Genomic DNA, 19,256 nt, shown 5'->3' on the forward strand with positions numbered 1-19,256 from the left:
CCCGCGCCGTTTTCCCCGATGAGACAGTGAATCTCGCCCCGTTCGACCTTGAAGCTGACGTCCGTGAGCGCCTTGACGCCCGGGAATTCCTTGGTGATGCTCTTCATCTCTAAAATATAGTCGCTCATTCTCTTCACTCCTTAGGCGCAGCGACATTCGATAATGGCGGAATCGCGATAGACGCATCTATCACGATCCCGCTCTCTAAGCTATTGGCCGGCCGGGATTACAGTCCCGTGAAGTCGCCTGCTTTGTAGTAGTCCGAATCGATGAGTTCTTTCTTCACGTTGTCCTTGTCGACGACGATGACGTCCGTTTGCTTCGCCTTCACGTCCACCTTGCCGTTGTTGTAGGAGCCGGTCGTCTCAGGCGTCTTGCCGTCGAGGATGTCGACCGCCATGCCCATCGCGTCCTTGACCAGCGTGCGGACGTCTTTGAACACCGTCATGGATTGTTTGCCGTCGATGACATATTGGATGGATGCCTTCTCGGCGTCCTGGCCGGTAACGACGTAGCTCGTAATCGCCTTGTCGGAACCGAAGACGTCGGCGATGGAGCGAGCCGTGCCGTCGTTCGGCGCCAGGATAGCGACGTCGCCCTTCATGTCGGCGGCTGCGGAGGTCAGATGCGTTTGTGCTTTGTTCTTGGCTTCGTTGGCGTCCCAGTTCGTGGTCACTTGGCCGATGATCTTGCTCATTTGCTCGCGGGTCAGGTCTTTCGTATCCTTCAGCGCAACCGCTTCGCTCGAGTTCGCGATCTTGAACGTGCCGTCCGCAATCTTCGGCTGCAGCGTCTGCCATGCGCCTTGGAAAAACAGGAACGCGTTGTTGTCGGTAGCTGCGCCGGCGTACAAGTACAGCGGCTCGCCTTGGCCCTTGGCATGATCGACCAGGTATTGCGCTTGCGCCGCGCCGACCGCGACACTGTCAAAGGTGACGTAGTAGTCGACCGCGTCCGTGTTGGTGATCAGACGGTCGTAGGAGATGACCTTGATGCCTTCCTTCTTCGCGGCTTCTACCGCAGCCGCTGCCGCGTCGCCGTCTTGCGGACAGATGATGAGGACTTGAATGCCTTTATTGATCAGCGTTTCGACGTTTTCCTTTTCCTTGGCGGAAGAGCCTTGGCTGAACAGAATATCCGTCGTATATTTCGTGCCGGACAGCGCATCCTTAAAGCGTTGCTCGTCTTGCACCCATCTTGGCTCATCCTTCGTCGGAAGCACGATGCCCACGCTCACCTTGCCGCTGCCTGCTCCGTCTTTGCCGCATGCCGCAGCGACCGCCGCGAACAGCATGACAACCATCAGCAGCGCGATTGTTTTAAATCCTTTTTTCATTTGTTGTAACCCCTTTCGAACTCGTCGGTTTTTCTGGCAAGACCAACTATAGCACCGGACAAGCCCCATGAAAGCGCTTATCGATAGCACTCTTTTGCGACCGTCTGCAAAATTTTATCCTGGCCGGAAATGGCAAAAAAACCGCATCCCGAAGGTGCGGTTAACGATTGCGCGACGGTCTTGTTTTGTTTTTACTGCGCCAATTGCTCCAGATCAGGCTGCAATTTGTTCCGCAGCGCGTACAGCATGATCGCTCCGACCAGGAATGCCACGGCATCCGCGATGACGAGCGACCAGACGACACCGTGGAAGCCGTTCATACGATTGGCGATAAAGAGCACGGGAATCAACGTTGCCCCTTGGACGACGGACATCACAAATGCGGCGGTACCCTGCGCGGTCGCTTGGAAGATCCCCGTGAACAGCGAGGTCATGCCCGTTATGAACAAGGAGAGGAACGTCACATGCAAAATGTAGCTGCCCATTTCGATCAACTGCGGGTCGTTCGTAAACCAGCCGATCAGGTGGTCGGATACGAGATAGACGACGATGCCGAATACGACGGCCAGCGCCACGATCGTCTTGATCGTAAAGGAAATCGTATGCTTCATGCGCAGTTTGTTGGCCGTAAAAGAGAAGGCGATCAGCGGCACGACACCTTCGCACAAGCCCATCAGTATAAATTCGGGAAATTGCAGCAAGCGAGACGAAATGCCGTAACCCGCGATGGCTTGCTCCCCGTATTCGACAAGATAGTGGTTGAAGATGAGCGACATGGCCCCCAGAAATACGCTCATGACGAAGACGGGGACGCCGATTTTAAATACATTGCTCAGGATGTCCTTCGTTATCTTGAACCATTTAGCCGAGATGGTTAGAAACGAACTCTTGTAGCCCATATGGATGGCGAAAAATACGCACGCGACGAGGTTCGATACGACAGTGGCGGACGCGACGCCGATCACGTCCCAGTGCAAAACGAAGATGGCAAGCGCATCGAGCGCGATGTTAACGACGACGCTGAGGATCATGCCGACCATCGACGTGATGGCCGAACCTTCCGACCGCACGATATTTTCCAATGTGAAAAACAGCACGACGAACGGCGAACCGATCAGCATAATCGTGACATAATCCTTCGTGAATCCAAACGAATCGGGTGTCGCCCCAAGCCCGTGCACGATCGGGTCGATCAACGGTAGACCGACGGCCATCACAATGAGCCCGAATACTAAGCTGCTGTAAAAAGCGAACGAAGACAGATGCTTTACGTCGTCGTATTTTTTCTCTCCCAGCAAACGGGAGATGAATGCGCCGCTGCCGATGCCGATCAGGTTGCCCAGCGCCATAATGATCGCGAACAACGGCAGCGTGAGCGCAAGGGCGGACAGCATGGCGGTATTGTCAAGCGTGCCAAGGAAAAAGGCATTTAAGATCGAGTAGATCACGCTCATTGAAGTACCCAGCATCATCGGCACGGCGAAGTGGGCTACGGCTTTGGCGATCGGCGCTTTTTCAAAGTAGTGAAGGTTTGCAGATTCCATGGGAGTCACCGCTTTCTTTGGTTTATCAGGCTGTTGTCTAACTTTATCAGGCATCTGTCTAACACCGTTAGATTGAACCTTACAGTGTTAGATGATATCATGGGCTTATGCACCTGTAAAGAACAATCTTACACCGTTAGACAAAAGGGCGGATATCGATGAAAAAGCAGCAGCCGCAAATATCGGAGGACAAGATTCTGGACGCGTCATGGGCGCTTCTGGGAGAGGACGGCATCGAAAAGTTCAGCATGAGACGGCTGGCCGACCGGCTGGGCATTCAGGCGCCCTCGTTGTACTGGTACTTCAAGAGCAAGCTGGACCTCTATCAGCGCCTGGCCAACCAAGTATCGCGGATCATCCTGGAGGAGTATCGTTCTGAGGGGGATTGGAAGGCGCAGCTCGCGGGAATAGCGATGACGATCCGAAACGTGCACCGCCGGTACCCCTGCGCCACGCAGCTGATGATGCTGACGCTGCCTCACGAGCCGGACATCATCCGGCTTACCAACCGTATGCTGCTCTGCCTGGAATCGACGCCGCTTGCGCAGGAGCAGAAAATACAAACGGTGCTTACGCTCGTGAACTACGTTCACTACTTCGTGCTGGACGATTATCAGCATCAGCGCAACGTTGCCGCGATGATGAACGACCAGGGAGAATTCCATAAAGGCGGGATGGTTCGTTTGCTGGACGCCATGAGCGAGGAGGAAGCGGGACTGTTCCGGAGGTTGTTCAAAAGCGGAATGTTCGAGCTGATGGGCACCGATCGCTCGTTCGAATTCGGCCTGAACCTGATCCTGCTCGGGATCGAGCAGGTGATCCAGGCGCAGGAAAACTAACTCGCATTCGCAGCATAGCGCAATTTTGCGCTATGCGGGCCGTGTCGCTCCCCCGTTCGCGCCGACGCTGACTTACGTGCGTGGCATAGCGCATTTTTACGCTATGCGGGCCGTGTCGCTCCCTGCGTTCGCGCCGACACTAACTCGCATCCGCGGCATAGCGCAATTTTGCGCTATGCTGTCCATAGCGCTGCCCGCGTTCGCACCAACGCTCACTCACATCCGTAGGCATAGCGCATTTTTGCGCTATGCTGGCCACGTTGCTCCCTGCGTTCGCGCCGACGCTAACTCGCATTCGCAGCATAGCACAGTTTTGCGCTATGCTGACCAAGTCGCTCCCCACGTACGCACCAACGCTCACTCACATCCGTGGCATAGCGCAATTTTGCGCTGTGCTGACCAAGTCGCTCCCGCGTTCGCGCCGACGCTGACTTACGTGCGTGGCATAGCGCATTTTTACGCTATGCGGGCCGTGTCGCTCCCTGCGTTCGCGCCGACTCCTAACTCGCATCCGCGGCATAGCGCAATTTTGCGCTATGCTGACCAAGTCGCTCCCGCGTTCGCGCCGACTCCTAACTCGCATCCGCGGCATAGCGCAATTTTGCGCTATGCAGGCCATGTCGCTCTCGCGTTCGCGCACTCCTAACTCGCATCCGCGGCATAGCGCAATTATGCGCTATGCTGACCAAGTCGCTCCCCGCGTTCGCGCCGACGCTCACTCACATCCGTGGCATAGCGCATTTTTGCGCTATGCTGACCAAGTCGCTCCCCGCGTTCGCACCAACGCTCACTCACATCCGTGGCATAGCGCATTTTTGCGCTATGCTGGCCAAGTTGCTCCCCGCGTTCGCACCAACGCTCACTCACATCCGTGGCATAGCGCATTTTTGCGCTATGCAGGCCCTGTCGCTCCCCGCGTTCGCGCCGACGCTCACTCCCATCCGTGGCATAGCATATTTTTGCGCTATGCAGGCCCTGTCGCTCCCCGCGTTCGCGCCGACGCTGCCGCTTGCAACATGCGAAAAAGCGCCAGGGCATCGCCCCTGGCGCTTTAATCTTCTCGCGCAACGCGCCTGCTTCCGCCGAAACAGCCGGCGTCCCTACCGCTTCACGTTCTTGTACACTTCCTCCCGCGTGTGGAAGCCCTCCGCGATGATCGTCTCATCGATGTTGGACTTGTCGACGGCGATTGGCGAGAGCAGCACGGACGGCACCTCGATCTTGCCGTTGTTGACTTTGCGGTCGGCACCCGGGTCTTCGCCGCGGGCGAGCTTGAAGGCGAGCTCCGCAGCCTTATCGGCCAGCAGCTTGATCGGCTTGTAGACGGTCATCGTCTGCGTCCCCTCGACGATCCGCTGCGCAGCCGCAAGATCCGCATCCTGGCCCGCGATCGGGATGCGTCCCGCCAGCCCGCGCTCGGCCAGTGCCTGCACGACGCCGCCCGCCGTCGCGTCGTTGGCCGCGATGACCGCGTCGATGCGGCCTGCGTTCGCGTCGAGCGCCGCCCGCATGTTCGCCAGCGCGCTCGCGGGCAACCAATCCTTGCTCCATTGGTCGTACACGACCCGTATGTCGCCGCCGTCGATTTTCGGCTGGATGACGTTGAACACGCCTTGCTTGAACATATGCGCGTTGTTGTCCGTGTCCGCTCCGCCGATATAGACGTACTTGCCGCGCGGCACCTGCTGCACCATCGCCTGCGCCTGCAGCTCGCCGCCCTTCTCGTTGTCGAAGGAGACGTACAGGTCGATATCGGCGTTGTTGACAAGCCGGTCGTAGGCCAGCACTTTAATGCCCGAGGAGTGGGCGCGTTTGACGATCGCCGCAGTCGCCGCCGCGTTGTGAGGCACGATGACGAGAATGTCGACGCCTTCGCCGATCATCGTCTCGGCCTGCGAGATCTGCTTGGCGTCGTCGCCATTCGCCGCCTCGATGACGACCTCGGCGCCCAGCGCCTCGGCGGCCGCCTTGAACAGATCGCGGTCGCGCAGCCAGCGCTCCTCAAGCAGCGTGTCCATCGCAAAGCCGATCTTGATCGGCCCGCTATGATGCGGAGGCGCGATGCCCCCGCCACCGCCGCCTCCGCCCCCGCCTCCCCCCGCTCCCTGCGAAGCGGAAGCCGAGGGCTCGGCCCCCGACGGGCCGCCGCTGTCGCAGCCAACCGCCAAGCCTGCCAGCGACAGCGCGAGCGCTATCAGCAGCAGCGGCTTCACCCTTCGCTTGACGCGTTTCCACGACTGCACCATCTTCACGATCCCCTTTTGCCCAGCAGCGTTTTGCGGTATTCGGTCGGCGAGACGTCGCACATTTTTTTAAACACCTTGCTGAAATAGTTCGGGTCGTGGTAGCCGACCTCGAACGTGATCTCCTTCAGGCTGCGCCCGGGATCGCCCATCAGCTTCTTGGCTTTGTCGATGCGGCATTCGGTGAGAAAATCGATGTAGTTGACGCCGAGCTGCTCTTTGAACAGCTTGCTGACGTAAAAGGGGCTGAGCCCGACCCGCTTGCCGATCGCCTCGAGCGAGATGTCCTCGTGGGAATGCTCGTAAACGTACTGCTTGATCTGCTGGATCGCGTCCGGCCGCACCTGCTCCTGATGCGCCTCGAACGCCTGACGCATCCGGGCGAGCAGCAGGGCCGTCTCGGCGCGCAGCTGCCGATAATCCCGGGCCTGCACCGCAAACAGCGGCGACTCCGTCTCGACGCCCATCTCGAGCAGCACCCGCGAAGCGAGCCAGAGCAGCTCCAGCGCCCGCTGCTGCCCGAGCAGCAGATCCGCTCCCTCGCTCTCGCACCGCCGCAGCAGCTCCTGGACATCCGCTTCGACCTGCTCCCACTGCCCAAGCCGGATGCGGTCGAAAAATTGGCGCTCCCACTGCTTCGCCGACAGCCCTTCCCGGGCCATGCCCAGCACCGGCGTATCCGCATAAAAACGGTACTTGACCGGCAGCGTCGGATCGGAGGACGCGATGAGCGCCTCCTGATAGGATTGCCGAATCTGGTCCAGCGAATCGTAGACGCCGCCGATGCCGACGAACGAACCGCCCGAACCCGGCACGCTCGCACCCTGCAAGGCCCCGCCCGGCGTCCCCGCGTCCACGACCGCCAGCAGATCGCGAGCCAGAGCCAGCGCCTGCGAGCGATACGAACGGGCCGAATCCCGGAACGCGATGACCGGAATATGCCGCCCGTACATCGCGCCCACCCAGCCGCCGCCCGCCTGTCTCGCTTTTTCCCGGATCGAGCCGTACAGTCCCTCCGCGCCTTGCGGCAGCAGCACGCACATCGCGAACGGCTCTCCTCCCACGCTCTCGCCCAGCAGCCCGACCAGCTCGCCCAGGTGAACCTCGTGCACGTGGTCGAACAGCAGCTGCGTGACGACGTCGGCCTCAATGACGGGCAGCACCTTGCGCAGCGCATCCTCCTGCCGCTTGCTCGTCTCCGCCGCGCTCCGCTCCGCCTCGATCTGGCTCAGCACCTTGCCTACGGTCGCTATGATCTCGCTAGCTTTGCTCGGCTTGAGCAGGTAGTCCTTTACCCCCAGCTTGATGGCCGATCGCGCATAATCGAACGTGTCGTACGCCGTGACCATGATGAACTTAATACCCGGCTGCGCTTGCGAGATTTGCTCAATCGCCTCCAGACCGTTCATGCCCGGCATCTTGATGTCCATCAGGATAAGGTCGGGCTGCAGCTCTGCGGCCATGTCCACGGCGATTTTTCCGTTTTTCGCCTGCGCAATGTCGAGCTCGGGGAAGCCTCTTCGCAGGATCGCCTGCAAGCCGTCCCGCTCGATCTGCTCGTCGTCCACGATCAAGAGCTTAGTCATCGCTATTGAATCTCCTTGTTTTCGGAATTTGAAGGACGATCGTCGTACCTTCGGGTCCACTCGCGATGTCCATGACATCTTCGATGCCGTAAAAAAGGCGGAGCCGTCTGACGACATTGCTGAAGCCGATGCCGGTCGAATGTCCCTCCGTCTCCATGGGGCGCTCTTCGAGAATTTGCCTCACCTTGTCCTCGGACATGCCCGTCCCGTCGTCGGCGATCTCGATTCTCACCCGCTCCTCGCCGTCCGCCACGCGGAAACGGATCGTGCCGCCCTCCTCGCTAGGCTCGACGGCATGGATGACAGCGTTTTCGACGATCGGCTGCAGCGTGAGGCCCGGGAGCTGAACGTGCAGGCACGACTCGTCGATGTCCGCCTCGAACCGAAGACGATCGGTAAACCTGGCCTTCTGAATCTCCATGTACTGGTGCAGTACCTTGACCTCGTCATACAAGGTCACGGACCGGTCAAGCCGCTTCAGATTGTACCGGAGCAGGCCCGCGACGCTCGCGAGCAGGTCGCTCGTCTCCTCCGAGCCCTCGAGATAGGCCTTCTTGGACAGCGTATCGAGCGTGTTGAACAGGAAATGCGGGTTGATCTGGCTCTGCAGGCTGCGCAGTTGGCTCTCCTGCAGGAGCAGCTTGTTCTGCTGAAGCTCGTGCTCGAGCTGCGCTTTCTGCTGAATTTCCGAGATCAGGTTGTTGATATTGACGCGCATCCGCTCGAACATCTTGGCCAGGAAGGAGATCTCGTCGTTGGATTTGACCTCGACCTTCAGGTCGAACCGTCCGCGCGACAGCTCCCTGGCCGCTTGCGTGAGCTTCTGGATCGGACGCGTGATGCTCAGGGAAAATCCGTACGTGAACAGCAGCATAAGCACCGTGATCGTGAGCAGCAGCCAGACGCCCAGCTTCTTGAGCTCGGCCGATTGCTCGATGATGCCGCGGTAGAACTGGTCATACGTTTTGAGCTCGGTGTCGATCAAGGTGAGCGTCATCTCGGAGATGTACCTGGAGACGCGCGTCGCTTCGAGAAAAGCGTTCGCCGAATCCTCGGACTCCTTCTCGGATTGAAAGAGCAGCGAGCGGTCCACCGTCTCGAGCAGGCTGTCGATCAGGTTCATGTAGTTGGTAATCGCAAAGTCGTTGTCCGCGTTCCGGAGATTGATGACGCCTAGCCTCGCTCTGCGCAGCTCTTCCTTGCTTCGGTCGAGCAGGCCCTGATTGGCGATCGTCGGCTCCAGCCGGTAGTTGTTGAGCGCGGCGATCGTCTGCTGACTCGCGGTCGTCACCTCGTTCATGCGCAGGTATCGCTGCAAAATGTCATTGTACTGCTCCTGCGTCTTCTGGTTGTAATACGTCAGCGTTATCCAGATCGCGACCATGATAAAAAGGACGATGGCGACGAGCGCCCAGATCTTGCGCTGAATGCTCGTCATGGCGCCTCCTTCAGCTTGAGCATCCGGATATCGGTCAGGTAGCCGTCGGTATTCAGCGGCATGACCTCCCCGCTCAGCCATTTAACCATCAGGTTCACGCTCATCCTTCCCATCTTGTCCGGCGACTGCTCGAGTACGCCGTCGAGCTTGCCCGCCTTGAGCAGGTCCAGGCTGTCCGAGCTGTCGTCGAACGTGTAAATGTCGTACGGCCCCACCTGCGAGCGTCTGCCGATTTCCTGAATCATCGCGTCGGCAATACTGGCGTTCACGGCGATAAAGGCTTGGACGTCCGGCAGCTTGTTCATCATATCCTGCGTCGTGGCGATCACCTGCTCGCGCGTCTCCCCTGTTTGCGCGTAGGCCCTCTTGACGCCGGGATAGCTTTTAAGCACGTCGTCGATGCCCTGAATGCGCTGCCGCTGGTAATATTCCTGCCGATCGTCGCCCATCAGGATGACGGTGCCCGACGTGCCCATGTCCGCGATAAGCTGCCTGGCGATCATCTGTCCGGCCGCGAACTGATCGGAGCCGACATACGTTCGCCGGAGACTCTCGGCCATCGGCACGTCGCTTCCGACCGTAATGACGGGGATGCCGTAAAAGGCCGCTTTAACCTTCGTCAAATTTTTAAACGCTTCCGTATCGAGTCCCTGCAGGATAATCCCGTCCACCTTGGAAGCGATGGCGATCTCGAGCTTCTTCAGAAAATCGTCCTGGTCTTTGTTGTAGCTGCCCCATATCTCGATGCCGGCGCCGCTCGCCTTCGCCTCCGCCTTCGCGCCCGCTGCGACCTCGTTCCAGAACGGCGTATCCAGCTCCTGCGTGATGAGGACGAGGCGGTAGCGGGGCTCCTGCTCCGCCCGCGTCTGCGGAAGCTCCCCGTCGGAACGGAATACCCGGTCTGCCGACCGAACCGTAAAGTATAAGAGAATGGCGCACAGGACGCCGATCAGAACAAGCAACGGTTTGCGCAAGCGAATGACTCCGTTTCCATTTGGACTAGCTACATCATAGCAGAGGCGAACGGAAGATCAAACGCGAAGATTCCCGGCAGCCGGCCGCTGCCCGTTCCCGCGCGTCGTCCGCCTCCCGAACCGCAAAACAAGAAACCCGGCCGTCTGAGAATCAGACGGCCGGGCCGGCTTATGATGGATGGTTGAATCCAAGTAGAGCGACGATTATAACCCCAGCTTGTTGCCCCGCTCGAGCCGCTGGATTTGCTTTTCCCCGGTATCCGCCAGCTCGCGGAACTGGTTGATCGTCTCGCGCATCTTCGGCAGCGCCTCCTGCTTGAATGCGCTGATCGAATCGAGCGCGGACAGCACGTCGGTGAACGCCTGCTTCATCGTATCGACGGAAATGTTCGCCTCAAGCGCTTGCTTGTGGATCGCGGCGCCCTGGTCCTTGAGCATGCGGGACGTGCCGGCGATCAGCTCGTTTGTCGTCTGGTTGAGCAGCTCGATCTTTTTCAGCACGATCTTCTGGTTGTACAGCGCGCTTGCGACGGTGACGGCGATCTTGAGTGCGGACACGGTGACGTTCTTGGCGCGGTCGACGCCGCGAATGAGCTCCTTGTTGTTCCGCACGACGACCTCGATCGCCATGATGCCCTGCTGGTTGACGACCTGCATCTGCTGCAGATCCATCAGGCGCTGGCGAAGCGGGAACATGACCTCCTCCGTGATAAAGCGGATCTTCTCGGGATCCTCACCCCGTACCTTAGCCGCTTCGACCTGCTGTTCGATCGACGCGTCCATCAGCGTGCCGAGCTCGATTTCCTTTTGCAGCTTCTTGGTCAAGTCGCGCAGCGTCTGCTGCTCGATCTCGAGCGTCGTATTGTCGTTCTTGAGCGTCGTCTTGCCCTTGTCGAGGGAGACGATGATGTCCGCGATGACGGCATCCGCCTTCTCGTACCGCGCGAAGTAGGCGCGCAGCGGATTGAACAGCTTGCCGAGCAGTCCGTGCTTGGCGAAGTCGACGGCGCTCGGGTCGAGATCCTTGAGCTGAATGTTCAGCTCTGAGAGCCCTTTGGCGACCTGGCCGCCGTCGTCTCCCGTCTTCGACAGGTTGCCGACCGTAATTTGCAGCAGCTGGTTTTTCTCGGACGAAGACCGCATCGTGTTCATGCCGAACGTATCGATCGACTGCAGAATCCCTTTGCGGTTGTCAAGCGACTCGAGGTCGAGCGACATGATCGCGTTCACGTTGTTGTCCGCCAGCTCCTTGAGCTTGGCGACTTCCTCGGGGACGGGCTTGACCTCCTCTTCGATCGCGACCTTGATCTCTTCCTGGCTTGGGACTTCCATCGAAAATGACATCTCGCGTCCACCTCTCCTATGGCCTAAAGTTACAATTGAACGTTAAACAGGTTGCCGAGCTTGTAGACGACATCGTCCGTGTCCGCGTTGATGCTGGCGGCTTCGTTGATGCTCGAAATATTTTGCAGCGCCTTGATGTCTGCGTTGTAGCCGATCGTGTAGATCGGAACCTTGTAGCTCTCGATGAGGCCCTGGACTTCCTTGAGCTTGAGGCCGACGTTCGTCTCGCCGTCGCTCAGGACGAAGATCAGCGGCTTGACGTTCGGCGTGGCCGCCATGTAGTCCTGCAGCATCTTGAGCGCGACGACGACGCCGTCGAACGTCGCCGTACTGCCGCCCGCCTGCAGGCCATCGACCGCGCCGACGAACATCGACTGCTGGTTCGTGTCGTACTTGCCGATCGGCAGGTTGATCGTGACGGCGCTGGAATACGAGACGAGACCGATGCTGTTGTCGCGGCCGAGGTATTTCTGTCCCTTGAGCAGCGACTCCTTCAGCCGGTTCAGCGGCTCGCCGTCCATGCTGCCGGAGACGTCGGCGACGAATACGGCGGCGATCGGCTTGGCGCCGTTTTTCTTTTCCTTCCACACCTTCTGCGCGGCGATCAGCGTGCTGCCGTCGACCGCGCCGACCGTCGGCTTGTAATCCTCCAGCTCGTTAAAGCCCTTGCTCTTGGCCGCGTCCTGATATTTGGCCTGCGCCGCGAACTCCGCGAATTTTTTGACGATCTCAAGCTTCGTGGCGGAAATGTTGCCGAGCGCGTACAGCGGGCTGTCGTGCCTCGCGCCAAACGGCGTGAACACGTAGCCGCCCTTCAGATCCGCCGCGTTGACGTAGGTCTGATACTCCAGCACGAATCCGTCGAGCGCGCCCGACTTGGCGGCGTCGCGCATTTGCAGCGTCGTGGAAGCGATGAACGGCACGTTCGCCTGGAAGTTCTCGAAGCCCTGTACCGCCTTGTCGCTAAGCAGGTTCGAGCCGTCGAACGTCTTCAGCGCACTGACGAGAAAGTTAAGTCCGGTCGAGCTGGCGAAAGGGTCCGTGTAGCCCATGGCGAATTCGCCTGCCGCGATCGCATCGGTAACGGTCTTCACGCTGATCGAGCCGTACTTCTGGATAAGCGCGTCGTTTTTGGCCTTGGAAATGACGATGCCCGGGACGTTGCCGACAAGGCGCTTGGCGACGAGCTGCGTTTTCACGCCCGCTGCCTTGACCATCTCGCCCCACAGCTCGTTGGACGGCGTGAAGGCGTCCGGCACGTACTTGCCGGAGCGGATATAGTCCGTCGCCGTGCCCGAAGCGATGTTGCGCAGCTTGACCGACACCGTCTTGCCGTTCACGCTGATATTCGCTTTGTTAAAATCGTTCACCACGTCCGTCAGCCATCCGTCGTTGCCCGTGCCCGACTTCTCCGTCGAGGAGAAAATCTCCGCGAAGTCAGAAGTTGTGCTGTCCGCCGTGATCGGAAACTTGGCGATGTCGGGTAGCGACGCGGCGACGTCGACCGGATCGAGGTCGATCTGACCCTTGACCGGCGTCTCCGTCGTGACGTCGATATTGCCGTATAGCTTGTTCAGCCGCTTGCCCGCGTCTTCCGTCGCCACCTGCTTGTCGGACTTGCCCCAGTTCGTGGACACGTTGACCCCGATGTAGACGATCGCGAACACGACGATCAGAATAATGCCGGTTACCCATAAAAACTTTTTGCCGCTCCTCAATGCGCTTGCACCCCTTACTGTTTATAGTACTTGGTTTGCTTAATCAGGGAGTCGATCTCCACCATGGCGGGCATCCGTTCGATGTCGCCCGGCTCGATGCTGTCCAGACGCGAGATCTCCAGCAGCAGCTTGTCGAGCTGCAAGAGCATCTCTTCGTTTGTGCCGATCGCGTGCTTGATGTAGGCCATATATTCGTTGTAAAAATCGGTTTTCTCCTGGAGCAGCTTCGGCGAGTAGCGCGCAGACTTGCGCGTCATCACCCGCTCGTATTCGGCTTCGTCGAACACGCCGAGCCGATTGAGCACGCTCTTGATATTCAAATAGAATAGATTCTCCACTTCGTCGGCCACGCCGGAAAACTTGGAGAAGCTCATCTCGGCGGGATCGAATCGCTGATGGAGCACTTTAAGCAGCGTCGCCTTTTTCTTGTCCATGCGGTCCATCTGCTCCAGCGCCACCGCGATATCCTCCGCGAGCGCGCGGACCTTGCCGTACTGCGCCAGCGCGCCCGCATAGTCCTCCCGGGTCTTGATCGGCTTGGACGCGGCCAGTACGATCGACGATCGGTAGAGCCAATTGTAGCTGCCGTAAATGATCGCAATGGCGCTGGCAGCCAGCAGCGTCACGCCCAGCGCCGTCTCGAACGCGCCGCCGCCGATCGTCAGACCGACAAAGGCGGGCGACAGCGCGACAATATTCACGAGGGCCGCGCCGACCACGACCCCCAGCATTTTCAAATAATTCTTGGCGACCAACGCTCGTAGCCCCTTCCCTCGGTGTATGAATGTCCGGTCCGTTCGCGCTAGCTATGCTATGAATATGCGATCGATCGGGCGCTCAGTTCATGTAATTAAATAGTACCATATAATGCTAGGGTTCGAGGGTTATTAACAAAATAACCGTCTAAACGGCCGCAGCCGACAGCGCGGCGGCGACGCCGCCTTAGCTGCCTTTGCTGCCTTATAGGGGGAATACGTAATAGCGGCGGAAGAAGTTACTCTATTTTTTGGCGCTGCGTCGTGCCGCGCACTGCGTTCAGTCCTTGGCCCTTAGCGCGCGACCGCAACGGGCGCAGTAGCGCGTCTCCCGAGGGGAGACGGTGCCACAGCCGTCGCAGCGAAGCTCGCCGGGCGCCTCCCCCACGGCGTCGACGTGCCGCACCGACTCCTGGACATATGGATTCAGCGCGGCAAATGCGCGGTATTCTTCTCTGCGGCCCGTGCGGATAAGCCAGTAGAGAAGACCGATGCCTGCGCCTCCGACCGCGGCCATCATCCCCACCTTCGCGAGACCGCCTGCGAATCGCAGATCCCAAAGCGCATGCAGCGCGACGACAGCCGCCAGCAAAAGGACCGCGATCCAAGGCCGCATGCGCAGTCTTGCCCCTGCGCCTGTGCCGGAAGCGCGCGCCGACGCGATCCAGATGCCCGCGGCGGCGATCGCCGTCCAAGTGCCGTGACCGAAAGGCGACAGCAGCGCGCGGATCCAGAGCACGGACAGCATGCCCGCGGATGAGGCTTCGCCGAGATGGGACCAGCCGTAGATGACGCTCTCAATCGCCGCGAACCCCATGCCCGCCGCCGCGCCGAAGACGACTGCATCCATCAGGAAGCGCATCTGCTTCGTGCGAAGCAGCGCCAGACAGACGAGCAGCTTGGCTCCTTCTTCGATGACGGACACCGTCAAGGGCACCCTGAAGTGCGTGAAGTCTCCCTGACCGGCGCCGAAGAGCGACACATGCTCCAGATACCAGGCCAACGGTACGGCGACGACAGCGGAGGACAGGAAAATCAAGCCGAGTCGAAGGCTGCTGAACCCCAGCAGCTGGTGCCCCCGGATGTAGGAGACAAACGTCACGGGACCTACGAAGCCGCCGACGATCAGCGTGACGAAGCTCAGCCAGTCGCTGCGCACGATCAAGGCGAGCACTGTTAACAGGACAAAGCCTCCGCCGAGCCACAGCAGCGCATCCACCCAGCGCTCCTTGGCCTTGGGGAGTGCGGGCTCGGGCGCGACGACCGGGGCTTCGACGCCCTCCGCCCGCGGCATCAGATGCGGCGCCCGGATGCGAAGCATCTCCATGAACTGCCGGCGCACCGGCGCGTAATAGTCCAATATGTATTGAAATTCGCTTTTGCCCATCACGAGCAGCTCGCCGTCTTCGGCGGCCGTCGCCGTCGCTTCGGCGGGCGTGCCGGACAGCAGTCCGATCTCTCCGAAAAAGTCGCCTTCCCGCAGCTGCGCTTTTCGCCGTCCCGACGCCCGAACTTCGACGCGCCCCGCGCTGATCATATAAAAGCGATCGGCCGCATCGCCTTCCCGAACGAGGATGTCGCCTTTCTTCATGGGAAGCACCGTCGTGATCTCCGCCAGTCCGCGGAGCTCGGCATCGGGGATATCCGACCAGATCGAGGCTTTGCGCAGCAATCGGTGAATCATGCGGATTCGGACGGTGAGCAGCAGGCTCTCGTGAAAAAGCGGACTGCGCTCGGCGAGCAGCTCAAACGAACGCCGGTCCAGCCGCAGCGCCTCGACGTCGCCGATCGCGGTCACCGTCGCGGTTCGACGCTCGCGGCGCAGCAGCCCGATCTCGCCGACGAGCGCACCGGGGCCAAGCTCGGCGAGCAGCAGCGTCTTGCCTACCAGATTGCGCGAGGATACCTGTACCGAACCGCGACAGATAAAGTAGCAGTCCGTTCCCGTATCCCCCTCCACAAGCAGCGAACGGCCGTCCTCGAACGAGACAGGCTCGATCGAAGCGGCCGCGATGCGGAGCTCTGGGTCGGGTATGCCGCGCAGCAGGGCATGGTCGCCCAAAAACGCGATGATGTCTTCTCGATTCATGGCAGCTCTTCCGTTTCCGCGCGGGACCTGCCCGTTTATCTCATATTGCCGATGATGGAGCTGCGGGAGTCCTGCATCTTTTGAATGAAGTTCGACATGATGTCAAACGCCTCGTTGCGCTTGTTGGACAAGCTCTGGAGGCGCAGCATATCCATCTGCTGCGAGTTCGCAAGCGAGTCGATCTTGCCTTTGATCGATTGGATGAGTCCGTCAAGCTGCCCCTTCGTCGTCGGTAGAGGATCGGTCAGAGACGCGTTGTTAAGCGCGGTTTGGAGCTCCGCGGCATTCGCGCTCGAAGCGGCGTTCGACGGCACGGGCGTATCCGCTTTGGCGTCGCCGCCGAACGATCCGAGCAGCCGGTTCGCCGTGGCCAGCGCCTGATTCAACTTGGCGATTTGATCGTTCTTCGCCTGCACGGCATTGATCTGATCCTTCAGCTGCTGCTCCAGCAAGCTGGCGCGATTCGCCTGAACCGCATTTAACGCCGTCTCCAAATCCATGCCGCTCACGTCAATCGGTGTCACGCCGCCGACGCTGCCGATTGCGTTCTGCGTCGCGCCCTTGCCCAGCGCGTCGTTCACCGCGTCATATACCGAGTCGCTGTACATCAGCGCGCCTCCGCCAATGATGCCCGCCACGAATACGCCGGCCATCGTCAATGCTCTTTTTTTCGAACTCAACCCGAAGCCCCCCTGCAAAATAAAGCCGTTATTGCCAGTTTATTATGCGGGTAGAGGGGCGTCAATGAAAAATGAAGCGGCTCGGCGCGTGCCGAGACACCAGCTCACCGGTTGAGAATGCCCAAATATTGGACCCAAGGGCCGACGTCCGTCTTGTATCGTTTCGCCATCGTCCTGACAATCTGCGCCAGATGCGTCAGATCGTGCACGACCCATGCGGAGATGAGCTCCCTGGCTTTGACCGTGCCGAACGCCGGATGTGTGCCAGTCCGCTCCAGCAGATCCTCACTGTCGACGATGGCTCGCAGTCGCTCGATGCTTCGGGTTCTGAGCACGGCGAATTCCTCGAGCTTTTGCTCCGTCGTTCGGCGCTCGGCGCCCAGATGCGCGAACCGGTCGAACACGGGAAACGGCTTGCTCTCGCCCTCTTCCAACAAAAACACAAGACGCGGAATCCAATTCGTCCGCTCCCCGTCGATCAGGTGGCCGACGACTTCGTCCGCACTCCAGGTGCCTTCGCCTTCGTTGCAGTCCAGCCAGCCTTCGGGCAGTCCCGACAGGAACGATGTGAGCGTCTGCGGCGTGCGGCTGAGGATGGCGATCGCTTCTTCCAGGTTAAAATTCACGCAAAGTCCTCCTTTAGTGGAAAGGGTTTGATGGGGCGACGTTTGTTGGGGCTATGGGCAGGTTAGTCTCAGGTAGGAACAAATCTGCTCCGTCCGGGCGTTGGTGCGTCGCAGTAATCCTATGTAGGAACCAACTAGCTGCGTCAGAACGTCGCTGTGTCACGGTAATCCTATGTAGGAACAAACCCGCTCTGTCCGAGCGACGCCTTGTCACGGTAGTCCTATGTAAGAACAAATCCGCTTCGTCCGATCATCGCTGCGTTTCGGTAATCCCAGGTAGAAACAAACCCGCTCGGTCCATGCATCGCAGCAGCACGGTAGTCCCAGGTAGGAACAAATCGACTCGTCTGGGCGTCGCTGTGTCACGGTAGTCTCATGTAGGAACAAAATTCACTCTGTCCGCGCGTCGGTGCGTCGCGGTAGTCCCAAGTAGGAACAATTCCGCTCCGTCCGGGCATAGCTGCGTCACGATTGTCTCGAGCAGCGGCATTCGCGAGAACCCGGGCCTTAAGCCTTTTTGCCGCGCTTCGCTTCAGCCCGCGCCTTGTTCTGACTCGCTCTGTAGGCGGTGATTCGCCGGATCAGCTCAAGGGGCAGCGGCTTGTCCAGCGGAAATTGCACCGAGCCCTTCGCCCCCTTGTACGCCGACAGCTCGTCCTTAAACGACGCGATGCCGTCTGCGCCCGGGTAAAATCCGATATGGTTTTTGAATGCCGCGAAGTGGACCAGGTTGCCGTGCAGATCGAACGTCGGCATTTGGTAGCTGATCTTCTCCTTCGCTTCCGGCGCGGCCGACCGGATCGTCTCCCGGACTTCCTGCAGCAGCCGTTGAACTTCGGGCGGGAATGTCGCTATGTAGTCTTCCGTCGATGCGAACGAGTTACGGCTTTGATCCATGGCCTCGCGCCCCTTTACAGATCGAATTGGAGATGACTCTATTTAGTATATTCGAAATGATCGTACAACGGAAAAGACAGGCCCGTGCGGGCTATGGGGAGGGCGCGTTAAAGGTGTGGAACAGGAAGCGAAATAGCAAAAACGGGACGAAGCCGAAAGCGCTTCGTCCCGTTCCATCCTGCTTGCCGTAGACTGCTCCGCAACAGGCGATTCAAGGCGTCGGCGTGCCGCCGTTCGCGTTCAGCGTCTCGCCGCTGACGTAGCTTGATTCCTGGCTCGCCAGGTACACGTACGCCGGCGCCATCTCCGCCGGCTGGCCCGGGCGGCCGAGCGGCGTCGTCTCGCCGAACTTCGCCAGCTTCTCCGTCGGTTGGCCGCCGGCGACCTGGAGCGGCGTCCAGACCGGTCCCGGCGCGACGACGTTGACGCGGATGCCCTTGCTCGCCACCTGCTGGGCCAGCGCCTTGCTGAACACGTTGATCGCGCCCTTCGTCGTGGCGTAGTCGAGCAGAATCGGCGCAGGCTTGTACGCCTGGATGGACGACGTGTTGATGATCGTGCTGCCCGGCTGCATATGCTTGATCGCCGCCTTGCAGATCCAGAACAGGCCGTATACGTTCGTCTTGAACGTCGCATCGAACTGCTCGGTCGTCAGCTCCGCGATATCCGTCACGAACTGCTGCATGCCCGCCACGTTCGCGAGGATGTCAAGACCGCCGAGCTCGCGGACCGCGGTTTCGACCAGCTGCTCGCAGTAGGCCTCATCCTTCTGGTCGCCCGGCACTGCGACGGCCTTGCTCCCTGCCTCCTCCACCAGCTTGACGACCTGCTGCGCATCCGCTTCTTCCTCGGGCAAATACGACAGCACGACGTCGGCGCCCTCCCGCGCGAAGGCGATCGCCACGGCGCGGCCGATGCCGCTGTCCGCGCCGGTCACGATCGCCTTGCGTCCGGCGAGCCGTCCGGTGCCGCGGTACGTCCGTTCCCCGCAGTCGGGGATCGGGGTCATCTCGACCTGGAGTCCCGGCGGCTCCTGCTCCTGCATGTATTCGGGTCCCGCCTTCGGATACTGCTTCGTCGGATCCTGCATCGCATATTGGTCGGCCATCGGATCATCCCTCCATTAAGCGCTTCGCGTTTTTAACTGATAGGCTTGAACTCCTTTCTATATAACCTTCCCGGCCCCG

Annotated in this window: 15 protein-coding genes; 1 reads left to right on the top strand and 14 read right to left on the bottom strand. The window is 59.9% G+C overall.

Features of this window, described 5'->3' with window-relative positions; all coding sequences use genetic code 11:
• Positions 1–226: 226 nt before the first annotated feature.
• Positions 227–1,336: a sugar ABC transporter substrate-binding protein gene (locus KVT38_RS00935; protein ID WP_217591810.1), complete on the bottom strand. Its 1,110-nt coding sequence runs from the start codon at positions 1,334–1,336 to the stop codon at positions 227–229.
• Between the two features lie 191 nt (positions 1,337–1,527).
• Complete coding sequence (locus tag KVT38_RS00940) at positions 1,528–2,880, bottom strand: MATE family efflux transporter (protein WP_217591811.1); 1,353 nt, start codon at positions 2,878–2,880, stop codon at positions 1,528–1,530.
• A 158-nt stretch (positions 2,881–3,038) separates the two neighbouring features.
• Here KVT38_RS00940 and KVT38_RS00945 point away from each other — a divergent pair, with 158 nt between their 5' ends.
• Positions 3,039–3,719 carry a TetR/AcrR family transcriptional regulator gene (locus KVT38_RS00945; protein WP_217591812.1) on the top strand — a complete coding sequence of 227 codons (681 nt, stop codon included), beginning with the start codon at positions 3,039–3,041 and terminating at the stop codon, positions 3,717–3,719.
• 1,100 nt (positions 3,720–4,819) lie between these two features.
• Here KVT38_RS00945 and xylF read toward each other — a convergent pair.
• The 12 genes from xylF to KVT38_RS01005 all read right to left on the bottom strand — a co-directional run bounded on the left by xylF (position 4,820) and on the right by KVT38_RS01005 (position 19,177).
• On the bottom strand, positions 4,820–5,965 hold the full coding sequence (gene xylF, locus KVT38_RS00950; RefSeq protein ID WP_254638880.1) for a D-xylose ABC transporter substrate-binding protein: 1,146 nt from the start codon (positions 5,963–5,965) through the stop codon (positions 4,820–4,822).
• A gap of 2 nt (positions 5,966–5,967) precedes the next feature.
• A complete protein-coding gene (locus KVT38_RS00955; RefSeq protein ID WP_217591813.1) occupies positions 5,968–7,548 on the bottom strand; it encodes a response regulator in 1,581 nt (526 codons plus the stop codon).
• Positions 7,541–8,986: a sensor histidine kinase gene (locus tag KVT38_RS00960; RefSeq protein ID WP_217591814.1), complete on the bottom strand. Its 1,446-nt coding sequence runs from the start codon at positions 8,984–8,986 to the stop codon at positions 7,541–7,543. Before KVT38_RS00960 ends, KVT38_RS00955 begins: the two co-directional genes overlap by 8 nt.
• The gene (locus tag KVT38_RS00965) at positions 8,983–9,960 is read right to left on the bottom strand and encodes a sugar ABC transporter substrate-binding protein (RefSeq protein ID WP_217591815.1); all 978 of its coding nucleotides are present in this window, start codon (positions 9,958–9,960) and stop codon (positions 8,983–8,985) included. The genes KVT38_RS00960 and KVT38_RS00965 overlap by 4 nt, the downstream gene beginning before the upstream one ends.
• A 204-nt stretch (positions 9,961–10,164) precedes the next feature.
• Positions 10,165–11,304: a toxic anion resistance protein gene (locus KVT38_RS00970; RefSeq protein WP_217591816.1), complete on the bottom strand. Its 1,140-nt coding sequence runs from the start codon at positions 11,302–11,304 to the stop codon at positions 10,165–10,167.
• 29 nt (positions 11,305–11,333) lie between these two features.
• On the bottom strand, positions 11,334–13,022 hold the full coding sequence (locus tag KVT38_RS00975) for a vWA domain-containing protein (protein ID WP_217591817.1): 1,689 nt from the start codon (positions 13,020–13,022) through the stop codon (positions 11,334–11,336).
• Between the two features lie 14 nt (positions 13,023–13,036).
• Positions 13,037–13,777 (bottom strand): hypothetical protein, encoded by a 741-nt coding sequence (locus KVT38_RS00980; protein WP_254638881.1) that lies wholly within the window; start codon positions 13,775–13,777, stop codon positions 13,037–13,039.
• A gap of 280 nt (positions 13,778–14,057) precedes the next feature.
• A complete protein-coding gene (locus KVT38_RS00985; RefSeq protein WP_217591818.1) occupies positions 14,058–15,866 on the bottom strand; it encodes a cyclic nucleotide-binding domain-containing protein in 1,809 nt (602 codons plus the stop codon).
• A 35-nt stretch (positions 15,867–15,901) separates the two neighbouring features.
• Positions 15,902–16,546 carry a hypothetical protein gene (locus tag KVT38_RS00990; protein ID WP_217591975.1) on the bottom strand — a complete coding sequence of 215 codons (645 nt, stop codon included), beginning with the start codon at positions 16,544–16,546 and terminating at the stop codon, positions 15,902–15,904.
• A 104-nt stretch (positions 16,547–16,650) separates the two neighbouring features.
• Positions 16,651–17,172: a DinB family protein gene (locus KVT38_RS00995; protein ID WP_217591819.1), complete on the bottom strand. Its 522-nt coding sequence runs from the start codon at positions 17,170–17,172 to the stop codon at positions 16,651–16,653.
• A gap of 507 nt (positions 17,173–17,679) precedes the next feature.
• Positions 17,680–18,069, bottom strand: a complete 390-nt coding sequence (locus KVT38_RS01000) for an iron chaperone (RefSeq protein ID WP_217591820.1) — start codon at positions 18,067–18,069, stop codon at positions 17,680–17,682.
• A 211-nt stretch (positions 18,070–18,280) separates the two neighbouring features.
• On the bottom strand, positions 18,281–19,177 hold the full coding sequence (locus KVT38_RS01005; protein ID WP_217591821.1) for an SDR family oxidoreductase: 897 nt from the start codon (positions 19,175–19,177) through the stop codon (positions 18,281–18,283).
• Between the last annotated feature and the right edge of the window lie 79 nt (positions 19,178–19,256).

This window comes from Cohnella sp. GbtcB17 (assembly GCF_019091135.1).
Lineage (GTDB): Bacteria > Bacillota > Bacilli > Paenibacillales > Paenibacillaceae > Cohnella.

What these genes read in the sequence shown, in the direction of transcription:
- KVT38_RS00935 (WP_217591810.1), bottom strand. Translation starts at nt 1,336, where the DNA reads ATGAAAAAAGGATTTAAAACAATCGCGCTGCTGATGGTTGTCATGCTG.
- KVT38_RS00940 (WP_217591811.1), bottom strand. Translation starts at nt 2,880, where the DNA reads ATGGAATCTGCAAACCTTCACTACTTTGAAAAAGCGCCGATCGCCAAA.
- KVT38_RS00945 (WP_217591812.1), top strand. Translation starts at nt 3,039, where the DNA reads ATGAAAAAGCAGCAGCCGCAAATATCGGAGGACAAGATTCTGGACGCG.
- xylF (WP_254638880.1), bottom strand. Translation starts at nt 5,965, where the DNA reads ATGGTGCAGTCGTGGAAACGCGTCAAGCGAAGGGTGAAGCCGCTGCTG.
- KVT38_RS00955 (WP_217591813.1), bottom strand. Translation starts at nt 7,548, where the DNA reads ATGACTAAGCTCTTGATCGTGGACGACGAGCAGATCGAGCGGGACGGC.
- KVT38_RS00960 (WP_217591814.1), bottom strand. Translation starts at nt 8,986, where the DNA reads ATGACGAGCATTCAGCGCAAGATCTGGGCGCTCGTCGCCATCGTCCTT.
- KVT38_RS00970 (WP_217591816.1), bottom strand. Translation starts at nt 11,304, where the DNA reads ATGTCATTTTCGATGGAAGTCCCAAGCCAGGAAGAGATCAAGGTCGCG.
- KVT38_RS00985 (WP_217591818.1), bottom strand. Translation starts at nt 15,866, where the DNA reads ATGAATCGAGAAGACATCATCGCGTTTTTGGGCGACCATGCCCTGCTG.
- KVT38_RS01000 (WP_217591820.1), bottom strand. Translation starts at nt 18,069, where the DNA reads ATGGATCAAAGCCGTAACTCGTTCGCATCGACGGAAGACTACATAGCG.
- KVT38_RS01005 (WP_217591821.1), bottom strand. Translation starts at nt 19,177, where the DNA reads ATGGCCGACCAATATGCGATGCAGGATCCGACGAAGCAGTATCCGAAG.